Below are 22725 nucleotides of genomic sequence, written 5' to 3'. Positions count from 1 at the left end.
CAGTTTGAGTGTAGGGTGAAAATATTTGCTTTAACACATTTATTTTGTGGAAATAGAGTTTGAACAATGTGTTGTTTTGCAGTGTTATCTAATTTTTAATTTAATTTTAAGTTTTTATTATTTAGCCGCTTTTAAAAAATTAGGATTGCGCTTGAGCAACTATTTTCAATTTCTCAATATCTAGAATCTCAATTTTTCTAAAAGCAATTCTGATGATTTTCTGTTTTTCGAGCAGGCTCAGCTCATGATTGATCGTCTGTCTAGATGTGGTCAGCATATTTGCCAACTGTTCTTGAGAAATATGAATTTGACGATCTTGAATAAGAATATGATTCCCATATCCTTCTAAAATGAATAGAAGACGCTGAGCAAGCCGTTGAGAAATACTGCGTGTTTGTATCGCAATCTGTTCTAAGAAAACGTATCTAAGTTTTTGACTGGTTAAACGTGCGAAAAAATACCAATAATATGGATTTTCCTTGAGTAGATCATTTAATGGTTTTGCAGGAATATGTAGAACTGTGCTTTTTTTCAAGGCAATCGCATCGTGTGAGCGCGGTTCATGATCAATCAGCGATATTTCACCAAACCACATAATTGGCTCAGCAATAGCAGAAAGTGCTTCATTACCATTTACATCGACATAACCTAAGCTAATTGAGCCTTCAAGTACGGTATAAATGCCATCAAATAGATCTTGAGCATGGAAAACATAGCTATTTTTCTCAAAGGTGATTTGCTTGCCATGTTCTAAAATAAAATTTTGGAATGTTTCTGGAAGCACACTAAACCATGTGTTTTCTTTTAGTCGATTAATATAAATTAGGTCCAATATTCGGTCATCCATGAAAAAATTCATTACTTTGTCAAATAGCTGACAACTTTAAGTTTTCCTTATATGTACAGTATGACTATATGTAAGTGAATAGGGAATAACTCATGTCAAATCTGGAGCAAGAGCTTAGCAAATATGCGGCTTACCACTTAAATCATAAAAATATTTTGACGCACTTTATCGGTATTCCGCTCATCGTGTTTTCAATTTTGTGTTTAACCGCAAGAGCTGGAGTCGATATTGGTAGTTTTAAACTGACTTTACCCATAGTCCTGATTGCAGCTAGTACGATCTATTATTTTATTTTAGATAAAGTATTTGGCTTACTCATGCTCGTTCTTTTAGCTGCTGTGTATCCACTGACGAGCCAAATTGCACAGTTATCTTTTGGAGAATGGTTAGCGGCAAGTATTGGTTTCTTTGTGGTGGGTTGGGTCTTTCAGTTTGTGGGACATTATTTTGAAAAGAAAAAACCAGCTTTTGTTGATGACGTAATTGGACTTGCGATAGGACCATTATTTGTATTGGCAGAATTTATTTTTATGCTAGGTTTTAGAAAGTCCCTGCATGAGCGTATTTTACAAGAGGCGCGTAGTAAACGAGAGACGATGGATTTAAGTCATTAAATATAAAAAAGCCCCAACATATTGGGGCTTTTTTAGCTTTAACTTAAACGTTAAAACGGAAGTGCATTACATCGCCGTCTTGAACAACGTAAGTTTTACCTTCTAAACGCCATTTACCAGCTTCTTTAGCGCCGTTTTCACCGTTGTATTGTACGAAGTCATCATATGCAACAACTTCAGCACGGATGAAGCCTTTTTCGAAGTCGGTATGAATCACACCAGCGGCTTGAGGAGCGGTTGCACCAACTTTTACTGTCCATGCACGAACTTCTTGTACACCAGCAGTGAAATAAGTCTGTAAACCTAAAAGCGCATAACCTGCACGAATAACCACATTTAAACCTGGTTCTTCCATGCCCATTGCTTCTAAAAACTCAGCACGATCTTCATCTTCTAATAATGAAATTTCAGCTTCGATTTGGTTGCAAAGAGGAACAACAATTGCGTTTTCCTCAGCAGCAAGTTTTTTAACTGCTTCTAAGTGCGGGTTGTTTTCAAAACCATCTTCTGCAACGTTTGCAATATACATCGTTGGTTTTAAAGTCATTAAACCAAAACCACGAACTAATTTACGTTCGTCATCAGACAAATCAGCTGCACGAGCTGGTTTACCTTCGTCAAGTAACGGTTGGATTTTTTCTAAAACTGCTTTAGTTGCTACAGCTTCTTTGTCACCGCCTTTAGCAACTTTAGTTAAACGTAAAATTGCTTTAGCAACAGTTTCAAGATCGGCAAGCGCAAGTTCAGTATTAATAGTTGCGATGTCGTCTAATGGATCAATTTTACCATTTACGTGAATTACGTTTTCGTCTTCGAAACAACGTACAACGTGTGCAATTGCATCAGTTTCACGAATGTTAGCAAGGAATTGGTTGCCTAAGCCTTCACCTTTTGATGCACCAGCAACAAGACCTGCAATGTCCACAAATTCCATTGTAGTTGGCAAAATACGCTGTGGTTTAACAATCGCAGCAAGTTTGTCTAAACGTGGATCTGGTACAGGAACAATACCTGTGTTTGGTTCAATGGTACAGAAAGGGAAGTTTTCCGCTGCAATCGCTGCTTTCGTTAATGCATTGAAAAGGGTAGATTTCCCTACGTTTGGCAGACCAACAATACCGCAATTAAAACCCATGAAAACCACTCACAAATGTGTAAATTAAAAATTGTCGCTGATTTTACATGAAAGCCATGACAAAGTCATGGCTAGAGCAGGGTTGTATTGCGTTTAAACTTTACGTTTATCAAGTTGCTGGGCTAATGCATCGCCAGCCGCTTGTACTAACATGACTAAAACAATCAATACTAAAATGACAGCCACCATAATTTGCATATCAAAACGTTGATAGCCATAACGATAAGCAATATCTCCTAGACCACCTGCACCAATAGCACCAGCAATCGCAGAGGAGTTAATCATAGTCACAATATTCACGGTAAAACCCGCCACAATACCCGGCAAAGCCTCTGGTAAAAGTACATGCCAGATAATTTGTTTACGGTTACACCCCATGGCTTGTGCAGCTTCAATTAAGCCTTGATCGACTTCACGTAAGCTGACTTCTGCAATACGCGCAAAGAAGGGAATCGCCGCAATAGTCAGCGGAACAACGGCTGCCCAAACGCCATAACTTGTACCCACAATCCAGCGAGTAAGCGGAATAAGCGCAACCATTAAAATAAGAAAGGGTACAGAGCGAGTAATGTTGATTACCCAACCCAAAGCTTGATTAATCTTTTGTGATGGGTGAATGCCATGCTCGGAGGTGCTGACTAAAACAACGGCAATGGGTAAGCCAATTAAAAAAGCAATAAATGCAGATGCACCTACCATGAGTAAGGTGTCTACAGTTCCAGTAATTAATAAATCAATGAGCTGGTCGTGCATAGCCAAGTACCTCAAATTGTGCAATTGCAGTTAATGCGTCTTGTCGTATAGATGAAATATCAATTTCTACGTTAGGAATACCGACTAAAAGTGAACCAATAATATGCCCTTGAATGGTATCGACCTGACTTTGATATAAATTGACGGGCGCTTTAAATTTGGCAAGTAGTTCTTGAATATCGGGAACCTGATGTGCTTCAGCCTCATATTTTAGTTTTACAATAATATGAGTCGAATCTTCATCGGGTAGAGGACTGATTTTAAAAGGCAGAGTGATCTGTTCAAGATTCAGCAATTCTTGAGTAATTTGTTGCTCTGGTCGTGAAAATACAGTCCAGACTTGCCCAGCCTCTACAATTTCACCTTGATCAATCACCACCACTTGATCACAAATTTCTCGAATGACCTGCATTTCATGAGTAATTAATACAATAGTAAGACCCAGCTCCTGATTAATCTTTTTAAGTAAAGCCAAAATAGTGGCGGTACTTTCAGGGTCAAGTGCCGAGGTGGCTTCATCGCAAAGTAAAATTTCAGGATGGTGAACAAGTGCACGTGCAATACCGACACGTTGCTTTTGTCCGCCTGAAAGTTGCGATGGATAGTAGCCAGACTTATCGGCAAGACCGACGAGTGCTAGAACTTCATTTACACGTTGGTCGATATCTGCTTTGTTGTAATTGGAAACTTTTAAGGGCAATGCCACATTTTCCCAGACCGTTTTTGCAGACATTAAATTGAAATGTTGAAAAATCATTCCAATTCTTTGACGGGTTTGAATAAGCTCGGAATGGCTCAATTCAGCAATGTTTTGTTGATGAATATGAATACTGCCTGTATTAACTTGTTCTAAGCCATTTAAAGTGCGGAGTAAGGAAGATTTTCCTGCACCACTTTTACCAATAATGCCTAAAATCTTACCTTGAGGAATATCAAGATTAATCTCTTTTAAAGCATGCAGTTTTTGACCTTGCGATTGGTAAAACTTATTTAAACCGCGAATTTTGATATGAGGTAGAGAAAAATCAACTTGTGATCCAAAACTCACCATTGTCATTCTCCTTATTTCCAGCCTTGAAACCACATACCTTGGCCAAAGTCTTTATCCAGAATATCTTGTGCTTGTTTTGAGTTCTGGAATGCTTTAACAAAGGTTGCAAGTTTTTGGTTTTTGTCTTGGTAATCGCGACGGGTCACAAACAAAATTGCATATTTTTTATCGATTGGATCTAAAAATAACGCGCTATGTGGGTCGGTTACCTTTGCCATTTTTAAGTAGTGAGGGAAGCCGAAAATTAAATCGACATCGTTATAGGCATGTGCTGTCTGTGGGCCTTCAACTTCAACGAAGCTCAACTGTTTAGGATTAGCAATAATGTCTTGAGTGGTTGAAAGTTCATTATTAATGTCTTTAAGCTGAATTAAACCTGCACGGTGCAATAAAATTAAAGCGCGAGCTAAATTGACGGGATCGTTTGGAATAGCAACACGTGCATTTGAAGGTAAGTCTTTAAGTGATTTATATTTTTTTGAATATAAACCGACATGACTTCCTGAGCCCACGGCAAATGCATGTAAGTCATAACCCGTTTCTTTAACAGCATTACGTAGAAATACGCTTTGCTGGAAAAAGTTTGCATCAATATCACCGTTTTGTACGGCAACATTGGGTGCTCGCCAGTCAGAAAATTCAACGAGTTTGACATGAGCACCTTGCTTTTCTACTTCATTGGCAACGCTTTGTAATAGCTCAGCATAAGGCGGGCTAATGCCAATCGTTAAAACATCATCGGCTTGTTTATTTTTAATATAACGGTAACCTACGAGGCCCAGAACTACGATTAAAATCGTAATTCCGAGTAACCAAGGTTTATGCTGTTTGAACTGAATCGCCATAATCTTTCCGTCATTACTTCCAGCCAGGGAACCAAAGTGTTGGCCCAATCTCAGCATCTAACACAGCTTTAACTTTTGGCGAATTTTGATAGATCTCAACAAATTTCTTTAATTTGTCGCCCTTATCTTGGTAGTCATCACGCACTACAAACAAAATTGCATAACGTTTATTGGTATTGTCATCAAGTAAAAGTGCACTTTCAGGGTTAGCTGTTTTTGCTAAGCGTAGGTAATGCGGATAGCCAAAAGCCAAGTCAACATCATCAATTGCACGAGCAGTCTGTGGTCCTTCAACCTCAATAAATTGCAAATTTTTAGGGTTTGAAACTACATCTTTAAGTGCAGATAAATGATTATTTGAATCTTTAAGCGTAATTAATTTAGCTTGCTGTAAGAGTAGCAGGGCACGACCTTGATTCACCGGATCATTTGGAATGACTACGCGCGCGTTTTGTGGCAATTCATCTAAGCTTTTGTACTTCTTTGAATAAAGTCCCACATGTGATGCTGCACCCACTGCAAATGCCTTTAATTTAAAGCCAGTTTCTTTAATTGCATTGTCTAAGAAAGGTTGATGCTGGAAAAAGTTCGCATCAATATCCCCATGATTTAAAGTAATGTTTGGTGTATTCCAGTCAGAAAATTCGACCAGTTTAACATTTAACCCCTGTTTCTTTGCTTCATCGGCAGCAGCTTGCAAAGTTTTTGCAAATGGAGGACTAATGCCAATCACAAGTTCATTTGAGCCACTTTGACGATGTTTATTCCATAAAAATAAAGCAACAATAAGGACTACAACGACTAAGCCTACGCCTAGCCATTTTTTTGAGGCTGTTTGAGCCATGTCTATCTCCAAATTTAAGCGGTTATTTCTTCAATTGTTGTTAGGTTTTTGCTGTTGTTATAGGGACTACATCGGAACGCTTGAACAGGGTGTTGTTCTGGTAATTGGTCACCCCGATTAAAAATTTTGTTCCGCAGTGAACCCGTTTTATATGCAGTTTTATAGCGACCACGTTGTTGTAGCTCAGGAATGACCAAGCGAATAAAGTCGTGGTGAGACTCAGGTGCAACTGTACGCGTCAAATTAAAGCCATCAATATCTGTCTCATCTAAAAGATGAATTAGGTATTCAGCAACTTCTTCGCCACTACCTACGATGAGGGGATAACGACCACCTAAAACATGCTGAGCTTTTAAGTCATTTTTCGTGATTTGTTGCTCTTTAAATTTTTCGGTAATCGAAACAATACTGTTACTTTTTTGGTAAGGAATCGCTTCATCGTCGGCAAACTTACTTAAGTCGATGCCAGTTGAACTCGCATAATGCGCTAAGCCTGCTTCAGGGCTCGCATACTGACGATATTCATTAAGTTTTTGTACAGCCAGATCATGTGTTTCGGCCACAACAACAGTTATGCCGACAAAGACTTTAATATCATCCGCTGAACGGCCTTGCTGTTCTGCAAGAGCACGAATCTTTTTCACTTGTTCGCGTATTTTTTCCGGTTTGTCGCCGCCAATAAATACACACTCAGCATGACGAGTCGCAAACTGCATACCTTTAGGTGAAGCACCTGCTTGAAATAGGGTTGGAGTGCGTTGCACAGAAGGAGACACCTGAAACACACCTTCACTCTGGTAATACTTTCCATGGTGGTGAATGGTATGCACCTTAGATGGGTCTGTAAAAACACGCCGTGCTTTATCTTTTTTAACTGCGTCGTTTTCCCATGACCCTTCCCAATATTTGTAGCAGAGCTCTAAAAACTCTTCGGCTTGTTCATAGCGGGCATCGTGGTCTTTTAAACCTTTTTGACCAATTAAGCGTTCGGCACTATCTAAATAACCTGTCACGATATTCCAGCCAATACGACCTTGAGTTAAATGGTCGAGACTCGCAAAGCGGCGTGCAAACTGATATGGATGCTCATAGCTCAAATTCACAGTGACACCAAAACTTAAGTTTTGTGTAACTGCCGCCATAGCTGAAATAAGTGTAGATGGGTCATGGCTCGGAAGCTGAATGGACTCTTTTAAAGTCAGATCTATACCATTTTGATAGACGTCATAGACACCTGTAATGTCTGCAATAAACAAACCATCAAATAAACCACTTTCTAGAGTTTTGGCTTGTTCTGTCCAATAGCTCAGTTCATTAAAGCGGTGTGATTCATCACGTGGATGTGTCCATAAGCCATGATTGATATGCCCAACACAGTTCATATCAAAAGCATTTAGTAAAATTTCTTTCGCTTTGAAGTCTGTCATTACAATGTCCCCCGTCGAGGTGGTAGAACACCGTTAAGCACATAGTTCCCAATAAAGTAATATTTCCATCGTGCGGCATCATGCAACGTATGTACACGCGCATTGCGCCAGAAACGGTCTAGACCATCTTGTGACTGACTACCACGGCTTCCTGCAAGTTCAATCAGCTTAGACGAAGCTTTTAGTGCGGTATCGCTACTATGAGCACGCACTTTGGCCACATCAATTGAAGCTTTTGCAATGCTTTCAGGTGTAGTTTCAATTTTTGCGGCATCAATTGATTGAGCAGCCTGTTTTAATAACACTTCACTAGCTCGTACATCGACAGCAATGCGTCCTAGCTCATAAATTGTCAAAGGATCTTGGTTTGCAGTTTCTACATTTGAATCAATCCATGGGCGCGCTTGATGCACTCTTTGCAAGCTTTCTTCAAAGGCTGCGCGTGCAATGCCTACCTCAATTGATGCATGCATAATTTGCGCAAAAGGGCCCACTAAGGTTGGTTGTAAAAATGCAGTATCAAAAGGAATAACATCATCTGCATCTACAAAAACCTGATCAAATTTAACCGTTCCGCTGCCTGTGGTTTTCTGTCCAAAACCAGACCAGTCATCAACTAGTTTCAATCCTTGTGAACCACTTTTTACAAAGGCTAGATATTCTCGACCTGCATCGTCTAGAACTAAGGTTGGAATACGGTGAGCAAATAAACTTCCTGTGCAGTAAAACTTTTCACCCTGAATGAGATATCCATTTTCGTGAGGACGAATGTTGGTTTGTTTATGGGTTGAAGTTTTAGTTTTAAACTCAGCAAGTGCATTACCAAAGCGAGTGCCATTTAATACTTCGCTATATAAACGTTGTTTTTGAGCTTCTGTACCTGTATTGCGCAAGACTTCTAAAGCGTAAAAATGGTTTTGTGGAATTTGTCCGATTGAACCATCTGCACCACTTAAAAGTGCAATCACTTTAGCAACTGTATGACTTGAAACTTCGGCACCACCATGTTGCTTTGGCACTGTAATTGCCCAAAGACCAGATTGGCTCAAAGCATCGATTTCGGTATACGGTAAAATTCGTTTAGCGTCTCGCTCAACTGCGGTTTTTTTAAATTGCTCAGCAAACTGTTTGGCAACTTCTAATGCTTCAGCATCACTTTGAATAATGTGCGCTTGGCTAGATGCCGACGTTTGTTTGGTTTGAACCGATTGATATGAAGTCATGACAATTTCTCCTTAAATCCAAGCATGGCGGGCAGGGAAATGACCATTAAGGTAATAATTGCCAATGGCATGTAATTTCCAGCGAACAGGATCGTGTAAGGTATGTACACGGGCATTTCGCCAATGTTGATCTAAATTATGTTGGCTTAAGCTTGAACGACTACCGCCCAGCTCTAGTAGTTTTTCAGAGATTTGTAGGGCAGCATCATTGGCGTAGACTTTCGCTTCTGCAACCAAAATTGAAGCTTTAGCTACTTGTTCATCAGTCACCGTTTGAAGTTGGTCAAGTTCATCTAAATATTCAGCAGCTTCATCAAGCAGTAAAATTGCAGCGTCCAGCAAAATATTTAATTTACCTACCTCTTGTAGGGTGTAATGTTCAAAGCTTGCTTTTTCAACCTTTGCATCAATAATTGGACGTGCTTTGTGTATGGTTGATAAAGTATCTTCAAAAGCAGCTTCAGCGATGCCTACATCAATGGCAACTTGTAATAACTGAGAATAAGCACCGCGATAGGTTGGGGTTTGGGTCAATAATCGCTCATCAAAAATAAGTTCAGGATTAACTTCAACTTGATTTAATTTAACTGTACCGCTCGCTGTAGTACGTTGACCAAATCCATTCCAGTCATTAATGACTTCAATGCCTTGAGCCTCTCGATTCACAATGACTAAAACCACATGACCATCAGGATGAATTGCTTTAATCGCGAGCCAATGCGCAAAACTTGTTCCCGTCGAATAAAACTTTTCGCCGTTTAAAATATATTTGCCGTTCTCAAGAGTAAGATTGGTTTTTAAGGTTTTTGAATCATGGGTATTACGTTCTGGCCCACCGTTGGCAAGACGTTTACCTGCTAATATTTCTGAAAAAATAAATTGTTTTTGTTGTTCTGTGCCCATGATTTCGATCAGGTTTAACAGACTAATCTGATTTTGTGGAATCTGACCAACATTCGCATCACCTTTACTCAAAATACGGAAAACTTGAGCCAAAGTTTTATTGGAAACAAAAGCACCGCCGTATTTTTTTGCAATGCGAATTCCGCCTAAGCCTTTTTGGCTAAAGCTTTCGATTTGCTCATGCGGTAATAAGCGTTGTTGATCACGTGTATTACGACCCTCTAAAGCATAATCCGCCACTTGATAAGCAGCATTAATCGCTTGTTGATCATTTTGAATGATTTGGACGTATGCAGTCTTTTTTGATAGAGAATTAGACATAATGACACCTTGTATTGCTGTCATTACCTTACAAAAGAAATATTTTTCCACTAAACGAGGACTTATGCTCAGCTTATGAAATAAAGTGCAAAGCATTTTTTTTGCTTTTTAATGAAAAAATAAAGATATTGAAAATTTATAAAAAACAATACTTTAAATTTGTTACTCGGACAAATAATAATAGAATTGGTTTTAATATGAAAAAGAGCAATAAGTACGGTAAAAAAAGATATAAAAAATAGACTTAAGTGTCAGTGAAAAATGAGCACAATATCCATTGTTTTAACTAAAAATAGCTTCTAAAGTATCTACTTACCATCGACCATTTTTGTACAAATAGTCAAATAAAAATAAACGTGGAGATTTTATGCGGGTTTTGTATCAGTTTCCTTTGTCCCATTATTGTGAAAAAGCTCGCTGGTTGTTAGACCATAAAGAACTTGATTATGTGGCTCATAACTTAATTCCAGGGTTTCATCGCGCTTTTGCACAACTCAAGACAGGCCAAAACTTTTTGCCAATTTTGAAAGATGATCATCAATGGATTGCTGAATCGACTAAAATTGCACTTTATCTGGATGATACTTATCCAGAGCATTCACTGTTACGTCGTGATGAACAATTAAGGCAGCAAACATTAAAAATAGATAGTTTGGCAGATGAACTTGGTGTGCATGTACGTCGTTGGGCACTTGCCCGTACTTTAGCCCATGGAGACCATGCTTTAGAGATTATGATGGGTGAACAAGGCTATTTACGCCAGTTTGAAAAAATATCGAAACCATTCCTCAAAACACTGGTAAAGAAGAATTATAAACTTGAAGAAGAGTTAGTCAACCAGTCAAAAGAGCGCATGGATGAACTCATAAATCAACTAAATAACTGTTTAATCGAAAATCAGGCACGTTATATGGTGGGCGATCGATTAAGTCTTGCTGATATTTCTGTATGTTCTATGCTTGCTCCTTTATTAGAAATAAAGGGTACGCCGTGGGAGCGGGAAGAAGCTGAAGGAGTTTCGGAAGAATGGAATAATTATCAGCAAAATTTACTTAATTTACCTCTAGGTCAGTATGTTTTAAGAATATATCAAACTGAGCGTAATGCGCGAGTAGATTGGCGCGGAATTTAAAATTATAAAATGCCCTGAGAAAATCGGGGCTTATTTGTATTTTTACTAATTAACTTATTAATATAGAAATTACTATCAATTTTCTAAATGATTTTTATTAAGCCATTTGTTTATATTATTTTGATGCCAAAATTACTTTTTACTATATAAATTTAATTCTATCTAAATGACTAATAACTTTAATTTTTATAATTTTTTGGAGAATACAATTTTCTAAATACCATTTTTAGCCAAAGTTAAGCGACTTTATTGTGCGTGTGTTTACATTGTAATCAATAATTGCCACATTTAAGTGTAATTAGATGAGCTTAATAATAGACAGAAGATTAAAACATAGATTAAAGTAGAAACATGTGAGCAGTTTTAAAGGTATTAATTCTGCAAAACAGATTGAATAAAATAAGTGAAGCAAATGGATGAGTTCTGCTTGAAAAAGTTGGCTCGATAATTGCAATTTAATAAAAAATCACTCTATTGCTCTATATGAATGATTCTATAGATAAATAGAGAGAATGATCATCAAGGAGTTCTTATGAAACGTTCTGCAACCTCTCTCATTATTTCAACAGTTATGCTTTGTACGGTTGGCGCTACTTCTCAAATTCAAGCAGCAGATACATTAGCTAAAATTAAAAGTACCGGAAAAATCGTAATTGGTCATCGAGAATCCTCAGATCCAATCTCATATGTTGTTGCAGGTAAACCAGTAGGTTATGCAGTCGATATCTGTAACCAGTTTGCAAATGACATTAAAAAAGAATTGAAAATGCCTGGTTTAAAAGTTGAGTACAAGGCTGTAACTTCTTCAACACGTATTCCTGAGCTTTTGGCTGGCAATATCGATATGGAATGTGGTACCACTACAAACTCTAAACAACGTCAGCAACAAGTTGGTTTCTCTACTAACTACTATGCGACAGAAGTACGTATGGCTGTTAAAGCAAACTCTGGCATTAAAAGTTTAGCAGACTTAAATGGTAAAGCAGTTGTTACCACTCAAGGCACCACATCTGACAAATACATCAAGATGAATGAAAAAGGTCAGTCAATTAATGTTCAAAACATTTATGGTAAAGATCATGCTGATTCTTTTGCCATGATGGCATCTGGCCGTGCTGCTGCATTTGTAATGGATGATAATATTTTAGCAGGCTTGATTGCTAAGTCTTCTACACCTAAAGCTTTCGCCATAGTTGGTCCGGTACTTTCATCTGAACCTTACGGAATTATGCTTGCTAAAGATGATCCAAAATTTAAAGCGATTGCAGACCGTACTGTAAATAATTTATGGAAAACTGGTCAAATGGACGCTTTATATAAGAAGTGGTTCTTATCTCCAATTCCACCAAAAAACACGAATTTGAACATGCAACAAAGTTCATCTTATAAGAAATTAAAAGCTAACCCAACAGATGCAGGAATCTAACTGGATCTTTTTGTCCTAAATTTACTTGTGTAAGTGTAAAGATTCATTTGCACAAGTGGTCTATTTTCTAAAGATATTAATTTAAGGGGCAAACATGTCAGTCGGCTCGCTAAACTGGACTATATTCTGTGCGGAGTCTAATGAATATGGTGTCGATAAAGCCGCATGGGCAGAATCAGTTTGTAAAGCTATTGGTAGCTCAAGCTACAATGCTTATGCTGAGGCACCCACATGGTTACAAATGTTAGGTTCAGGCGTGTTCACTATGGTTTGGACAGCTATTATAGCCTTTCTTATCGCATTTTTATTAGGTTCTCTCCTCGGCGTAATTCGTACATTACCCAATAAACCTCTCGCATTTATCGGCAATTGTTACGTTGAAATTTTCCGTAATATTCCACTTATTGTGCAACTATTCTTCTGGGCTTTTGTTTTTCCCGAGTTTTTACCGGACAGCTTAAGTGCAGGTAGTGGGGATGTAGTTGCTGGTGGTTGGTGGAAAAATATTTTAAATCAGCAACCTGCGGTTATTGGTGTTTTTGCATTAGGTCTCTACACGGCCGCCCGTGTATCTGAGCACATACGTGCCGGAATTAATACCGTTTCTCGTGGACAGAAGTTTGCAGCTTCCGCTATGGGTTTTACGACAGCACAAAGCTATCGTTATGTCATTTTACCGGTTGCATATCGTACCGTATGGCCAACGATTACATCTGAGGCAATGAATGTTTTTAAAAACTCAGCTGTTTTATATGCGTTAAGTGTGTTGAATTTCTTTGCTTACACGAAAACCATGCGTGAAGAAACTTCTCAGGACATTATCATTCTTATTCTCTCTACACCTGTTTATTTAATTATTACTTATAGCATTAAGTTTGTAATGGCATGGATTGAGAAGCGAATGGCTGTACCTGGCTTAGGTTCAGGAGGGAAGTAATTATGGATTTTTCTTTATTACAAAACCCTGATGTGATCGCGGCACTCAAAGAAGGTCTCATTTTTACGCTTACCGTAACGGTATTAGCAATGATGGGCGGTATCCTCATTGGAACCCCATTGGCAATGATGCGTTTATCTAACAATGCCATCGCAAGTAATTTTGCAAAATTTTATGTTGATCTGTTTCGTGGTATTCCACTGATTCAGGTAATTTTTATCTTCTACTTTTTGTTGCCGAAAATATTTGAGTTTCAATCTGATACCTATTGGGGGCCGCTATTTTCGAGCGTTGTAACTTTTGCCATTTTTGAAGCAGCTTTTTTCTCGGAAATTGTACGTTCTGGAATTCAGTCTATTTCAAAAGGTCAGGTACATGCAGGCTACGCGCTTGGTTTCACTTATGGTCAATCAATGCGCTACGTGGTTTTACCTCAAGCCTTTCGCAACATGCTTCCGGTATTGTTAACTCAAACCATTATTCTGTTTCAGGATGTATCGTTAGTTTATGTGATTAGTGCGCCAGACTTTTTAGGTCGTGCAGATACATTAGCTAATACTTATGGACCTGAAACGAAAGCAACATTCTATTTAATCGTCGCTGTGGTGTATTTCTGTAGCTCGTTTGTGCTGTCGCAATTAGTCAAACGCTTACAGCAAAAAATTGCCATCATTCGCTAATTGGAGATTTTAAATGCCAATGATAGACATCCAACATATCTCTAAATGGTATGGTGATTTTCAAGTTTTAACAGATTGCACGACGAGTATTGAAAAAGGTGATGTCGTTGTTGTTTGTGGACCATCTGGTTCAGGAAAATCAACACTCATTAAAACAGTAAATGCTTTGGAACCATTTCAACAAGGTGACATTATTGTCGATGGGATTTCGCTTAAAGATCCAAAAACAGATCTTGCTAAATTCCGTTCACGAGTGGGAATGGTCTTTCAACACTTTGAACTTTTTCCGCACATGACTGTTTTGGAAAATTTAACCATTGCTCAAGTTAAAGTGTTAAAGCGTTCAGTTGCAGATGCTCGCGAAAAAGGTTTGAAATATTTAGAGCGTGTAGGCTTACTTGCGCATAAAGATAAATTTCCGGGGCAGTTGTCGGGTGGTCAGCAGCAACGTGTAGCGATTGCACGTGGCTTGTCTATGGACCCAATCTGTATGTTGTTTGATGAACCAACTTCTGCACTTGATCCTGAAATGGTCGGTGAGGTTCTTGAAGTTATGGTACAGCTCGCACATGAAGGCATGACCATGATGTGTGTTACGCATGAAATGGGCTTTGCTAAAAGAGTATCTAACCGTTTAATTTTTATGGATGAAGGTAAAATTTTAGAAGACTGCCCAACCCATGAATTCTTTGATAATTTAGAAGCTCGTCATGAGCGTGCTAAACTTTTCTTAGAAAAAATTCAGGCGATGCACTAATAACCCTAATAAAAAAAGAGCCATTAAAGGCTCTTTTTTTATATCTAATTTTTAGAAACTATATTTTGCTAGCAGGTTGATACGTGAATAATCACCCTTGTCACCTGCAAAAGTTTCACGTTGACCGTAAGTATATTCTGCTCCTAAATCAATATTTTTAACTGGGTTCCAGATTAAATTGACTAAAGCGTTATAAATTTCTTTGTTATAGCTGGTATTGGTTAAATTGCTATTAGCATAGACATTATCATCTTTATATTGAATACCACCTACAGCAAAAGTAGAGCGGAGGATAGGGCTCCATTTCCGCTGATATCCAATTACTGCGCTATCGAATTCTCCTAAATTAATATCTTGTGTTGTTGTGTCATAGTTATAAGCCGAATTGCTATAAAGTAAATAACGGCCATCACCTTTAACATGATAGTAATTAGCAACCACGCTATCTTGAGGCGTTAAATCATATTTACCACCAACACCGACACCCCAGCCAAATTTCTCTTCAGAAGTGCTATCTTTTGGAGCCACACGGTTTTCATGGGCAAGACCATGTAACTGTAATAGGCCTTTGTTATCCGTAGTTTTGAAATCATATCGAGCTGTTAAAGTAGGAAAACGGCTTCCACCGGCAGCATTACCAGCTTTTTCAACATCGCCACCCTCTAAGGCAACTAATATTTTTTGTTGTGCATTAATTGGCTGGGTGTATCTAACTTGTACTGTACGTGTAGTACCTGTACCAATAGCGCCATTAAAATCTACTGTTTCTGGTGATGTATCTGTGTTTACAAAGGGTGAGGTTGTTTGACCAGCTAACCATTTTCCTAAAGACATATAGGCATGACGAACACGGAAAGTACCATTCCCATTATCTCCATTGCCACCCATAAAGTCGGCTTCAATTTTACCTGTTAAATCTCCATATTGAGTTGGACGAGTAATATCTAAGCCAATTCGTGAAGTTGCTGCAGATACATTGAGTGAGTCTTGTTTTGGATCATCTTTATTGAGTGGATAATTGGCACCATTTGAAATACTGCCATTTGAACCTTTAAAGTCATAGGTTGCATCTGCGCGAACACTACCATAAAGCTTGACTTGAGTTTGCCCATCGGCCATAGCCATCCAACCTGGTTTTGATGCAGGAGGTGTAGGGGTGGCAGGTGCTGCGGGAATTGTTGCTGGAGCAGTGACAGTTAAAGCTGTTTTTTGTTGATCAGATAGTTTCTGGACGAGTTGTTTTAACTCCTTTACTTCATCACGTAAGGCTTTAACTTCAGCATCTGTAGCGGCATGCACAGGCATCGTCACGCTCATTGCACCTAAAGAACTCATTGCTAACACTAGTGTTTTGATCTTATTCACAGGAACTCCCCCGACATGGATAAAAATTTTCCTGCAAATACATAACAAAAATGATGCCAACTTTAAGGAACTTGAAAAAAAGCCAAATTTTGACGATTACTTCCTTTCTAGCTTCAAATAATAGTAAGAAAAAGGATTTTGCATTGATAAATCAGATTAAAGTATAAAGTTAACTCTCTAAAATGAATCGCCCCTGACACTACTTGCACGTTTAAAAGGCATAAAAGAATTAGGCTCTATAAAGGAAAAAGAGTTTTACTGTCTATAAACCTTTGTATTTTCAATGCAGAGGTGGTGGTATAGGGTTATACTGTCTTTACTGTGAAATTCTGGCTGGAGATAAGAGTGGAGTTAGATCGTTTTGATAAACAAATTCTAGAAATTTTGTCTCATGAAGACTTAAATTTGAATGAACTTTCAGAACGGATCAATCTGTCAGTCAGTTCTGTGCATCGACGTATCAAGCACCTGATTGAAGCCAACATCATGGGGCAGCTCAAAAGGGAAATTAATTTTAGTAAGCTTGGTTTTACTTTACATATTTTATTGCAAGTATCATTGAGCAAGCATGATAGTGAAACATTTGATAAGTTTTTGTCTGAAATAGAAGCAATTCCAGAAGTAACAAACGCATTCTTGGTAACTGGACAGAGTGCCGATTTTATTTTAGAGCTTGTGGCACGCAACATGGATGACTACAGTGAAATTTTATTAAGACGTATTGGAAAAATCGACAATGTAGTTGCTTTGCATTCTAGCTTTGTCATTAAAGAATATAATGTGTTTAATTGCTATAACTTGCTCAACAAGCTATAAAAAACGCACCAAATGGTGCGTTTTCTTTGATTCAAATGTTTGATTTAAGCATCAAGTTGAGCCAAAACCTCATCCGAGAATTCAACGTTAGTATAAACGTTTTGTACATCGTCAAGATCTTCAAACATATCAATCATTTTAAGAATTTGTTTTGCTTGGTCAACATCTGTAATTTCAGCTTTTGTAGATGGACTCATCACAACTTCTGCGTTATCAGATTTTAAACCAGCGGCAGTAAGGGCATCTTGTACTTCACCGAAAGTTTCTGGTGAAGTGATTACCAAAATTTCATCTTCTGAAACTTCAATATCTTCAGCGCCAGCTTCTAAAGCTACTTCCATGATTTTATCTTCTAAAGAAACATCTTCAAAAGTAATCTCACCACGTTTAGTAAATAGATAAGATACAGAACCCGCAGTTCCTAAGTTACCATTTGTTTTACTAAAACAGTGACGTACGTCTGGTACTGTACGGTTTAAGTTATCTGTCATTGTTTCAACAAGAACAGCAACCCCGCCAACACCATAACCTTCATAAGTTACTTCTTTTAGATCATCATTATCTTCACCACCAGCACCACGTTGGATAGCACGGTTAATGGTGTCACGTGTCATATTAACTGAGAGAGCTTTTTCAACTACTGCACGCAGACGAGGGTTGCTAGCAGGATCTCCACCACCAAGTTTGGCAGCAGTCACAATTTCACGAATATATTTAGTAAAAACTTTACCGCGACTTGCATCTTGTTTAGCTTTACGATGCTTAATATTGGCCCATTTAGAATGACCCGCCATGGACGTGAACTCCAAAAAAAGAAAATGCAAAAGTGCTGGAATATTAGCATAGGCTTGGTTTTGTTGAAAACTGTTGCCCTGCGTTTTGTTAGCCAATTGAATAAGAACAATAAGCTTAAGACCTAATGAGTGAGATTAGGTCAAATCAAGTCCAATTTGATTTAGTTAATTTTTACATCTATGTCAAATTGAGCATATAACTCTTTAATGGTTTCCAAGTCTTTTTGTAAATCAGTCGGGTAAATTTTACCTAAAATCCCACCTTGTTTACTTCGAGCATTGGCATACATTAAAACAATAGGAACATTGGCTGCTTTGGCAATATGCCAAAAACCTGTACGGATAGGCTTTCGTTCAGAGCCATCTTTAGCACGTGTAGCTTCTGGAGCAATCACTAAGTTAAATGTTTCATGGGTTTGAAATTGTTCAACCATTTGCGAAACGATATCTTTACTTGCTTTACGGTCAACAGGAATGCCACCCAATTTTTCTAAAATTGGCTTAAGTGGGCCTTTGAAAAGTTCTTTCTTTATTAAGGTATGAATCTTAATGTCTAACATTTGGAAGAGGGCAATCGATAGCACTGCATCTAGATTTGAGGTATGTTCAAAGCCAATAATAACTTGTTTTTTCTCAAGAATTTGAGGGTCTACATTGTAAGTCCAACCAACGGCTTTAAAGATAGAATTACCTAGGAATTTTTTCATACATCAGTGCAAGGTGACAAATTTTCAGGATTCTAATATGAGTTTGTAAAAAAGCCTAGAAAAATTATGAAAGCTAAAGTAGACCACAAAAGTTAAAGGTTATCTAAGTTATAGAATAATAAACTTAGATAATTTTAAAATTAAGATGCCTGTTCTGGTATCTCTTCATTAATTAAATATTCAATATATTTCCATATTTTCTCAGGATTAATAAGATTCTTGTCTGTTGTACCATCAATAATCATTCCATCAATAATAGAAATTATGATATGAACAAGTGGTGTTGGGTTTTTTATACCTAATTGAGTAAGCTTTTCATGTAATAAGTTAGTCAACCATTTTGTATATTCATAAAATGGTTCACGAATTGAAGTATATTGTTTAGATACTTCAATAAATGCCTTCTTGAATAAACATCCATTAAAAGTTTCACTATTGATCCATTCAATATACCAATTGAAAATAATATGAATTTGCTCAAGAGGACTAGCATCTTGATGTAAACTTAATTGTTCATTGATCGAGTTTTGAATATTTATGTTTCGATGTTGCAAACACTCCATAATTAAATTTTCCTTCGACGGGAAATATTTATAGAAAGTCATTTTTGCAACATTTGATTCAGCAATAATACGGTCGACACCAGTAGCATTGTACCCAATCTGATTAAATAAATTTAAAGCAGTATTTATAATATCTTCTTTTTTTGACATTACTTTTCCATATAGTTAAAACTAATTATAACTTAATCTAAAATATTAAATTTTTAATACAAATTATGATAATGAAAAACTGGATTTGATTCAAGTTTAGATTGTGATAATGATTATCATTAATTGAGATTTTTTAAAAATTTTTATTTGATTTTGTATAATTTTAACTCTAATATTAATTAATGACGGAAGATGTTTGAATATTGGTTTAAGTCTTTGTTTTATAATAAAATATGTAAAAATTAACCTTGCTTTAAATAACTTTAACGAGAACGGATATGCCTAAGAAATTTGAGAATTTTAATAATCCTAGAAAGAAAGCACTCACAGGGATGAAGCAAAGCGTTTCAGCTGAACTCTGGGAAAAAAATTCAAATTTTTTGACTCGTTTAAGAGCAAAAATTTCAAAACATCCTGTATCTCATCATCCTGCAATCGATACTTTAAATAATGGCGAAATTAATAAAGATGATTTAAAAAAAATTCATTTAGAATATCGTCATGCAATTGTGCAAACTTTTACTGATGCTTTGCTCATGGCCCAATTTCAAACAAAACAATTAGAACCTAGATTGCATGCTGGGGCAAAAATGTTTCCGCGTTTTCTGTTGAGTTTAAATATTTTTGATGAGTTTGGATTTCGTCCAGGATTAGATAAAGATGGTTACTATCAGGGAAATCCTGAATATGCTCATTATCCTTTATTTGAAGATATATTGAATGATTTCGGTATTACAGAACAAGATCGGCTAACTTATCATCCGACTGAAATTGCAGATCAGGTGAGAGTGTTTTTAGAAAATGCTTATGATGACTATAAAGCTGTTTCAGCCTTATTGGCAGTCGCAGAGGAAGAAGTCATTCTGTATAGTCCACCTTTACGTAGAGCGACTAAAGCAGTTGGTCTAGATGTGGAGGGTGGCGGTTATTATCATGTACATGGCATCTCTGAAGATGAAAGTGCCGAAGCAGCAGATGACGATCATGAAGAAGATTTATGGTATGTCTTGATGCAAGCTTGTACAGAAGAAGACTATAACTATATTGAAAAATTATGCTTAGAATATTGTGATTTATGGGAAAAGTTCTGGGATACACAATTAGAGAATTCTGAGCCCATACGAAAGCAAATCTTAGCTTAATAGATTAAAGATGAATATTTAGTACGGAACGTCAGTGTATTTTAAAACATCTAAAATTTAGGAATAAAATAAACTTTAAATTTTGAGTATTTTTATAAGAGTAAAGCATATTCTATTTGGATGTATATTAAAAAACCCCATAAACTTTTTGTTTATGAGGTTTGGTATTTGGTGGGCCCACACAGACTTGAACTGTGGACCAACGGATTATGAGTCCGCTGCTCTAACCAACTGAGCTATAGGCCCTATAAGTCAGAAAAGCTTTTAATCTCAATGCTTTTCAGTGCGTGCAATACTAATCAATTTTTTAATTAAACACAAGTTATTTTCTGAACTAGACGTAAACTAAACCCAAAAAATTTGTGGCATATTGGTTAATATTTCAAGCGATAGTGATTCTAACTTATGTGTACTTCAAGAGTAAAGTAGAAGAAGTTATTTATCGATCAATTAGAATTTATTCCAACAATCTATTGTGACGATGACTTAATTGTATTTGTAATTTGAGACATCAATTTATATAGAATAAATTTTATTTAAAATGTGAGCGGTAAGTGTGGGTGCATTGTTTGAATGTTTTGAAAGACTGGAGTGAGAAAAACTTACTTAAGATAAATATAAATGGAGGTTAAAAATACTATATAAAATTTTCTATATTTTTATACTGTAATTAAGCTTTAGATATATAATAAATCGTCTTTTAATTATCTCTTTCGAAAAATAATAGTTGCAATAATTCTCTTAATAAGATTCTAGCCTATAGGTAGTAAAGAAAATATAAACTATTAGGTTCAAATTACTGAAGCAAGTATTATTAATTTTTATAATAGGTTAAAATTTAAACTCAACTTATTAAAAAGCAAACATTAAGCTATAAAGTTAGTAACTTTAATAATGAAACATAAAATTAGCAAATTCAAGCGATTTAATGTTTTTTGAGCTAAATAGATTTAAACGAAATATAATACTTTTTCTTAAAGTATTTATTGTGTTTTGCTAAAAAAGCTGTTAAGAGAGGTAATAGAAATTTTTATCATTAAACTATCTTTCTTTCTCTAAAATATTTTCTATATAAAACCTAAATTGTGATTGTCTTCACAAGAATACAAATGTTTGTATCTTATAAACTTTATACTTGACTAAAACACTTGGTTTTAATAAAGTATAAGTGTATTTTTTACAAAATAAAATATTATTGCTTAATCCTGAAATACAACAAGAGGCCTACTTTCTACGTAGGCTTTTTGTTTTTAGTAGTATTTAGATATAGAGTACAGAGTAATAAGCTTAAGCTTTAAATAACTAGATTTAAAAAGAATTAAAATTATAAAAAATCCTTAGACTTTCAGAACTAACCTATAAATTTTCTTGAATAATTTGAATTAACTCTCTAGCTGCTTTAGGTAAAGGGCGGTCTTGGAGCCAAATTAAATAAATAGATAGAGGTAAATGATTTTTTGTATTTTTAAAATCTAAAAGGACTAGGTGACCTTGATCAATTTTATCTTGTACTAGTGATAACGGAAAATTTCCCCAACCAAGTCCAGCTTCAACCATATTAATTGCTGTTTGTAGACTATTGGTTTTCCAGTACATTGCACCAATAATTGAACGGGGATCTTTCATTTCATGTTCACTACTCGCCACAACAATTTGTCTAATATTAATTAATTCTTCAATAGAAAACTGCTTTGTTCTATCTTGTAGAAGAGCGTGATTAGAAGAAATCGTAGCCGCCACTGTTTCAGTCATTACCAATTGTAGATTCTCGCGCATTTTTATATTGAGGTCTGAACCCGCTAAGCAAAGACTGATTTGCTCCGTATAAAGTAAATTAACAATGTCGTCTTGGGGAGCAGTAATAACTTCTATCTTTAGTAAAGGGAATTTATCGGCTAGTTTCTTTATTGAATGGAATAATAATTTTGTATTTACATCGGAAACAACGCCAATACGCAATTTACTTTCAAGTCCTAAAGAAAGTTCATGTGCATGAGTGCTAAATAGCCTAAGTTGTTCAGAAATGATCCGTGCTTGAGGTTCCAAGGCTAATGCTGTAGCGGTAGGAATGACCTTTCGAGGTGTCCGTTCAAATAATATATAACCCAATTCTGCTTCTAAATTAGCAACGGCCATACTTACTGCTGAGGGGACTCGATTGAGTTTACGAGCAGCCGCAGAGAAAGAACCCGTATCGAGTACGGTTATGAAAAGTTCAATATTTTCACTGTTAAAATTCATTTTGATATCAGCTGAACTGAAAGCTATTAACTTTATATATGATTTTGACTGA

22 protein-coding genes and 1 tRNA gene are annotated in these 22725 nt (G+C 36.6%); 8 read left to right on the top strand and 15 right to left on the bottom strand.

Translation table 11 applies throughout. The features are described 5' to 3' along the window. Nucleotides 1–139 precede the first annotated feature (139 nt). Nucleotides 140–847 (bottom strand): Crp/Fnr family transcriptional regulator, encoded by a 708-nt coding sequence (gene ntcA, locus MKX14_RS05935; RefSeq protein WP_240282030.1) that lies wholly within the window; start codon nucleotides 845–847, stop codon nucleotides 140–142. A gap of 92 nt (nucleotides 848–939) precedes the next feature. Between ntcA and MKX14_RS05930 the strand changes: the two genes are divergently transcribed. Next, on the top strand, nucleotides 940–1461 hold the full coding sequence (locus MKX14_RS05930; RefSeq protein WP_240281993.1) for a DUF962 domain-containing protein: 522 nt from the start codon (nucleotides 940–942) through the stop codon (nucleotides 1459–1461). Between the two features lie 43 nt (nucleotides 1462–1504). Here the strand turns inward: MKX14_RS05930 and ychF are convergent, their stop codons facing one another. The 8 genes from ychF to MKX14_RS05890 form a co-directional block, all read right to left on the bottom strand. Further along, nucleotides 1505–2596, bottom strand: a complete 1092-nt coding sequence (gene ychF, locus MKX14_RS05925) for a redox-regulated ATPase YchF (RefSeq protein ID WP_002050104.1) — start codon at nucleotides 2594–2596, stop codon at nucleotides 1505–1507. A 93-nt stretch (nucleotides 2597–2689) separates the two neighbouring features. Next, nucleotides 2690–3349, bottom strand: a complete 660-nt coding sequence (gene metI, locus MKX14_RS05920; protein WP_240281992.1) for a methionine ABC transporter permease — start codon at nucleotides 3347–3349, stop codon at nucleotides 2690–2692. After that, entirely contained in the window at nucleotides 3330–4406 is a 1077-nt protein-coding gene (locus MKX14_RS05915) for a methionine ABC transporter ATP-binding protein (RefSeq protein WP_240281991.1), read from the bottom strand. Before MKX14_RS05915 ends, metI begins: the two co-directional genes overlap by 20 nt. A gap of 5 nt (nucleotides 4407–4411) precedes the next feature. Further along, a complete protein-coding gene (gene metQ / locus MKX14_RS05910; protein ID WP_240282029.1) occupies nucleotides 4412–5245 on the bottom strand; it encodes a MetQ/NlpA family ABC transporter substrate-binding protein in 834 nt (277 codons plus the stop codon). A 13-nt stretch (nucleotides 5246–5258) separates the two neighbouring features. Then, nucleotides 5259–6089: a MetQ/NlpA family ABC transporter substrate-binding protein gene (locus MKX14_RS05905; RefSeq protein ID WP_240281990.1), complete on the bottom strand. Its 831-nt coding sequence runs from the start codon at nucleotides 6087–6089 to the stop codon at nucleotides 5259–5261. 14 nt (nucleotides 6090–6103) lie between these two features. Next, nucleotides 6104–7516 (bottom strand): LLM class flavin-dependent oxidoreductase, encoded by a 1413-nt coding sequence (gene soxA / locus MKX14_RS05900; RefSeq protein ID WP_239976744.1) that lies wholly within the window; start codon nucleotides 7514–7516, stop codon nucleotides 6104–6106. After that, nucleotides 7516–8739: an SfnB family sulfur acquisition oxidoreductase gene (locus tag MKX14_RS05895; RefSeq protein ID WP_240281989.1), complete on the bottom strand. Its 1224-nt coding sequence runs from the start codon at nucleotides 8737–8739 to the stop codon at nucleotides 7516–7518. The genes soxA and MKX14_RS05895 overlap by 1 nt, the downstream gene beginning before the upstream one ends. 12 nt (nucleotides 8740–8751) lie before the next feature. Beyond that, nucleotides 8752–9987 carry an SfnB family sulfur acquisition oxidoreductase gene (locus MKX14_RS05890; protein WP_240281988.1) on the bottom strand — a complete coding sequence of 412 codons (1236 nt, stop codon included), beginning with the start codon at nucleotides 9985–9987 and terminating at the stop codon, nucleotides 8752–8754. Nucleotides 9988–10330: 343 nt separating this feature from the next. Here MKX14_RS05890 and MKX14_RS05885 point away from each other — a divergent pair, with 343 nt between their 5' ends. The 5 genes from MKX14_RS05885 to gltL all read left to right on the top strand — a co-directional run bounded on the left by MKX14_RS05885 (nucleotide 10331) and on the right by gltL (nucleotide 14895). Beyond that, on the top strand, nucleotides 10331–11095 hold the full coding sequence (locus tag MKX14_RS05885) for a glutathione S-transferase family protein (RefSeq protein ID WP_046811546.1): 765 nt from the start codon (nucleotides 10331–10333) through the stop codon (nucleotides 11093–11095). Nucleotides 11096–11627: 532 nt separating this feature from the next. Continuing rightward, a complete protein-coding gene (gltI, locus tag MKX14_RS05880) occupies nucleotides 11628–12521 on the top strand; it encodes an amino acid ABC transporter substrate-binding protein (protein ID WP_108010331.1) in 894 nt (297 codons plus the stop codon). A 94-nt stretch (nucleotides 12522–12615) separates the two neighbouring features. After that, nucleotides 12616–13458, top strand: a complete 843-nt coding sequence (gene gltJ / locus MKX14_RS05875; protein ID WP_002114400.1) for an amino acid ABC transporter permease — start codon at nucleotides 12616–12618, stop codon at nucleotides 13456–13458. A gap of 2 nt (nucleotides 13459–13460) precedes the next feature. Next, nucleotides 13461–14138, top strand: a complete 678-nt coding sequence (gene gltK / locus MKX14_RS05870; RefSeq protein WP_046811543.1) for an amino acid ABC transporter permease — start codon at nucleotides 13461–13463, stop codon at nucleotides 14136–14138. A 13-nt stretch (nucleotides 14139–14151) separates the two neighbouring features. Then, nucleotides 14152–14895 (top strand): amino acid ABC transporter ATP-binding protein, encoded by a 744-nt coding sequence (gltL, locus tag MKX14_RS05865; protein ID WP_032062408.1) that lies wholly within the window; start codon nucleotides 14152–14154, stop codon nucleotides 14893–14895. A gap of 51 nt (nucleotides 14896–14946) precedes the next feature. Here gltL and MKX14_RS05860 read toward each other — a convergent pair whose 3' ends face one another. Then, nucleotides 14947–16260, bottom strand: a complete 1314-nt coding sequence (locus tag MKX14_RS05860; protein WP_213067317.1) for a DcaP family trimeric outer membrane transporter — start codon at nucleotides 16258–16260, stop codon at nucleotides 14947–14949. 345 nt (nucleotides 16261–16605) lie between these two features. On the opposite strand from MKX14_RS05860, the gene MKX14_RS05855 reads away from it, so the two are divergent. Next, complete coding sequence (locus MKX14_RS05855) at nucleotides 16606–17076, top strand: Lrp/AsnC family transcriptional regulator (RefSeq protein WP_002050132.1); 471 nt, start codon at nucleotides 16606–16608, stop codon at nucleotides 17074–17076. A gap of 44 nt (nucleotides 17077–17120) precedes the next feature. Here the strand turns inward: MKX14_RS05855 and MKX14_RS05850 are convergent, their stop codons facing one another. The 3 genes from MKX14_RS05850 to MKX14_RS05840 all read right to left on the bottom strand — a co-directional run bounded on the left by MKX14_RS05850 (nucleotide 17121) and on the right by MKX14_RS05840 (nucleotide 19290). Beyond that, the gene (locus tag MKX14_RS05850) at nucleotides 17121–17870 is read right to left on the bottom strand and encodes a YebC/PmpR family DNA-binding transcriptional regulator (RefSeq protein WP_002114471.1); all 750 of its coding nucleotides are present in this window, start codon (nucleotides 17868–17870) and stop codon (nucleotides 17121–17123) included. Nucleotides 17871–18031: 161 nt separating this feature from the next. Further along, nucleotides 18032–18577, bottom strand: coding sequence for a 1-acyl-sn-glycerol-3-phosphate acyltransferase (locus MKX14_RS05845; RefSeq protein WP_017386783.1), 546 nt, complete (start codon nucleotides 18575–18577; stop codon nucleotides 18032–18034). A 140-nt stretch (nucleotides 18578–18717) separates the two neighbouring features. Then, the gene (locus MKX14_RS05840) at nucleotides 18718–19290 is read right to left on the bottom strand and encodes a TetR/AcrR family transcriptional regulator (protein WP_046811542.1); all 573 of its coding nucleotides are present in this window, start codon (nucleotides 19288–19290) and stop codon (nucleotides 18718–18720) included. A gap of 278 nt (nucleotides 19291–19568) precedes the next feature. On the opposite strand from MKX14_RS05840, the gene MKX14_RS05835 reads away from it, so the two are divergent. Continuing rightward, nucleotides 19569–20432, top strand: a complete 864-nt coding sequence (locus MKX14_RS05835; RefSeq protein WP_046811541.1) for an iron-containing redox enzyme family protein — start codon at nucleotides 19569–19571, stop codon at nucleotides 20430–20432. A 169-nt stretch (nucleotides 20433–20601) separates the two neighbouring features. Here the strand turns inward: MKX14_RS05835 and MKX14_RS05830 are convergent. Beyond that, nucleotides 20602–20678 (bottom strand) — tRNA-Ile (locus tag MKX14_RS05830). 1110 nt (nucleotides 20679–21788) lie between these two features. Continuing rightward, on the bottom strand, nucleotides 21789–22673 hold the full coding sequence (locus MKX14_RS05825; RefSeq protein WP_240281987.1) for a LysR family transcriptional regulator: 885 nt from the start codon (nucleotides 22671–22673) through the stop codon (nucleotides 21789–21791). Nucleotides 22674–22725 lie beyond the last annotated feature (52 nt).

It is taken from the genome of Acinetobacter pittii, assembly GCF_022449185.1.
GTDB lineage: Bacteria > Pseudomonadota > Gammaproteobacteria > Pseudomonadales > Moraxellaceae > Acinetobacter > Acinetobacter pittii_I.
This window is presented reverse-complemented; position numbering and strand designations above follow the sequence as displayed.

Coding starts and splice junctions, on each gene's coding strand:
- ntcA (WP_240282030.1), bottom strand. CDS start 847: ATGGATGACCGAATATTGGACCTAATTTATATTAATCGACTAAAAGAA.
- MKX14_RS05930 (WP_240281993.1), top strand. CDS start 940: ATGTCAAATCTGGAGCAAGAGCTTAGCAAATATGCGGCTTACCACTTA.
- ychF (WP_002050104.1), bottom strand. CDS start 2,596: ATGGGTTTTAATTGCGGTATTGTTGGTCTGCCAAACGTAGGGAAATCT.
- metI (WP_240281992.1), bottom strand. CDS start 3,349: ATGCACGACCAGCTCATTGATTTATTAATTACTGGAACTGTAGACACC.
- MKX14_RS05915 (WP_240281991.1), bottom strand. CDS start 4,406: ATGACAATGGTGAGTTTTGGATCACAAGTTGATTTTTCTCTACCTCAT.
- metQ (WP_240282029.1), bottom strand. CDS start 5,245: ATGGCGATTCAGTTCAAACAGCATAAACCTTGGTTACTCGGAATTACG.
- MKX14_RS05905 (WP_240281990.1), bottom strand. CDS start 6,089: ATGGCTCAAACAGCCTCAAAAAAATGGCTAGGCGTAGGCTTAGTCGTT.
- soxA (WP_239976744.1), bottom strand. CDS start 7,516: ATGACAGACTTCAAAGCGAAAGAAATTTTACTAAATGCTTTTGATATG.
- MKX14_RS05895 (WP_240281989.1), bottom strand. CDS start 8,739: ATGACTTCATATCAATCGGTTCAAACCAAACAAACGTCGGCATCTAGC.
- MKX14_RS05890 (WP_240281988.1), bottom strand. CDS start 9,987: ATGACAGCAATACAAGGTGTCATTATGTCTAATTCTCTATCAAAAAAG.
- MKX14_RS05885 (WP_046811546.1), top strand. CDS start 10,331: ATGCGGGTTTTGTATCAGTTTCCTTTGTCCCATTATTGTGAAAAAGCT.
- gltI (WP_108010331.1), top strand. CDS start 11,628: ATGAAACGTTCTGCAACCTCTCTCATTATTTCAACAGTTATGCTTTGT.
- gltJ (WP_002114400.1), top strand. CDS start 12,616: ATGTCAGTCGGCTCGCTAAACTGGACTATATTCTGTGCGGAGTCTAAT.
- gltK (WP_046811543.1), top strand. CDS start 13,461: ATGGATTTTTCTTTATTACAAAACCCTGATGTGATCGCGGCACTCAAA.
- gltL (WP_032062408.1), top strand. CDS start 14,152: ATGCCAATGATAGACATCCAACATATCTCTAAATGGTATGGTGATTTT.
- MKX14_RS05850 (WP_002114471.1), bottom strand. CDS start 17,870: ATGGCGGGTCATTCTAAATGGGCCAATATTAAGCATCGTAAAGCTAAA.
- MKX14_RS05845 (WP_017386783.1), bottom strand. CDS start 18,577: ATGAAAAAATTCCTAGGTAATTCTATCTTTAAAGCCGTTGGTTGGACT.
- MKX14_RS05840 (WP_046811542.1), bottom strand. CDS start 19,290: ATGTCAAAAAAAGAAGATATTATAAATACTGCTTTAAATTTATTTAAT.
- MKX14_RS05835 (WP_046811541.1), top strand. CDS start 19,569: ATGCCTAAGAAATTTGAGAATTTTAATAATCCTAGAAAGAAAGCACTC.
- MKX14_RS05825 (WP_240281987.1), bottom strand. CDS start 22,673: ATGAATTTTAACAGTGAAAATATTGAACTTTTCATAACCGTACTCGAT.